This is a genomic window from Duganella sp. Root1480D1 (genome assembly GCF_001427305.1).
In the GTDB taxonomy this organism is placed as follows: domain Bacteria; phylum Pseudomonadota; class Gammaproteobacteria; order Burkholderiales; family Burkholderiaceae_D; genus Rugamonas.
This window is the reverse complement of sequence record NZ_LMFZ01000043.1, coordinates 1-1480: the sequence shown is the minus strand read 5'-3', so window position 1 is coordinate 1480 and position 1480 is coordinate 1. Positions and strand designations below refer to the sequence as shown.

Sequence of the window (1480 nt, the reverse complement as noted above, 5' to 3'; positions counted from 1 at the left end):
GCTGGCGCCGCGTTCGGCGGTGGCATTGAACGCTTCGTTTGCCTTCGACATGTCGCTCAAGGGCTTGCTGCAGCTGCTGTCGGGCCACTGCGTGCACATCGTGCCGCAGGCGATCCGTGCCGACGGCGCGGCCATGCTGGGCTTCCTGGCGCAGCATGCCATTGCCGCCTTCGACTGCACGCCGTCGCAGCTGGAAGTGCTGCTCGGTGCMGGCTTGCTGGAGCAGGCCTGGCAGCCGGCCAGCGTGCTGATCGGCGGCGAAGCGGTGGGGCAGGCCATGTGGGACCGCCTGCGCGCGGCGCCGCACAGCGCCTTCTTCAATATGTACGGCCCGACCGAGTGCACGGTGGACGCCACGCTGTGCCGCATCGCGGCCGATGCGCCGGCACCGCATATCGGGCGGCCGCTGGCGAATATGCGCGTCTACATCCTGGACGGGCAGGGCCAGCCGGTGCCGGTCGGGGTGGCCGGCGAACTGCACGTGGGCGGTGTTGGCGTGGCGCGCGGCTACYTGAACCGGCCGGAACTGACGGCCGAGCGCTTCATTGCCAATCCTTTCGGTGCGGGCCGGCTGTACAAGACCGGCGACCTGGGACGCTGGCGCGAGGACGGCAGCATCGAATNTGAACCGGCCGGAACTGACGGCCGAGCGCTTCATTGCCAATCCTTTCGGTGCGGGCCGGCTGTACAAGACCGGCGACCTGGGACGCTGGCGCGAGGACGGCAGCATCGAATACCTGGGGCGCAATGACTTCCAGGTCAAGCTGCGCGGYTTCCGCATTGAACTGGGCGAGATCGAGGCGGCGCTGGCGGCCTGCGCCGGGGTGCGCGAGGCGCTGGTGCTGGCGCGCGAGGACGTGCCGGGCGAAGTGCGCCTGGTGGCCTACCTGCTGCCGCAAGAAGGCGTGCAGCTGGAGGCGGCCACGCTGCGCCAGCAGGTGGCAGAAGCGCTGGCCGACTACATGGTGCCGTCGGCATTCGTGACGCTGGCCACCTTCCCGCTCAACGCCAACGGCAAGGTGGACCGCAAGGCACTACCGGCGCCGGAGCAGGAAGACCTGGCGCGCCAGCGCTACGAGGCGCCGTGCGGCGAGGTGGAGCAACAGGTGGCGCAGATCTGGCAGGATTTGCTCGGGGTCGAGCAAGTCGGGCGTCACGACGATTTCTTCGAACTGGGCGGCCATTCGCTGCTGGCAGTGCAACTGATGTCGCGTCTGCGCCAGCAATTCGAGGTGGAAGTGGACCTGGGCGACCTGTTTGCCGACGCCTCGCTGGAAGCATTTGCCGCCACGGTGGCGCGGGCACGCGCCAGCGCCATGACGGCCATCGTGCCGGCCGACCGCAGCCAGCCGTTGCCGCTGTCGTGGGCGCAGCAGCGCCTATGGTTCCTCGAGCAACTGGACCCGGCGGCCGGAGCCGCCTACCGCTACTGGATCGGCCTGCGCCTGCATGGCCAGCTCGATACGGCGGCCTTGCAGGC

General features: G+C 69.3%; 1 protein-coding gene and 1 pseudogene. Both read left to right on the top strand.

From position 1 onward, the window contains the following. Positions 1-49: 49 nt before the first annotated feature. Positions 50-623: pseudogene (locus tag ASD58_RS32945) on the top strand (AMP-binding protein); the annotation flags it as partial. 15 nt (positions 624-638) lie between these two features. Then, positions 639-1480: phosphopantetheine-binding protein (locus tag ASD58_RS32940; RefSeq protein ID WP_373994471.1), on the top strand; the 842-nt coding region annotated here is incomplete at its 3' end.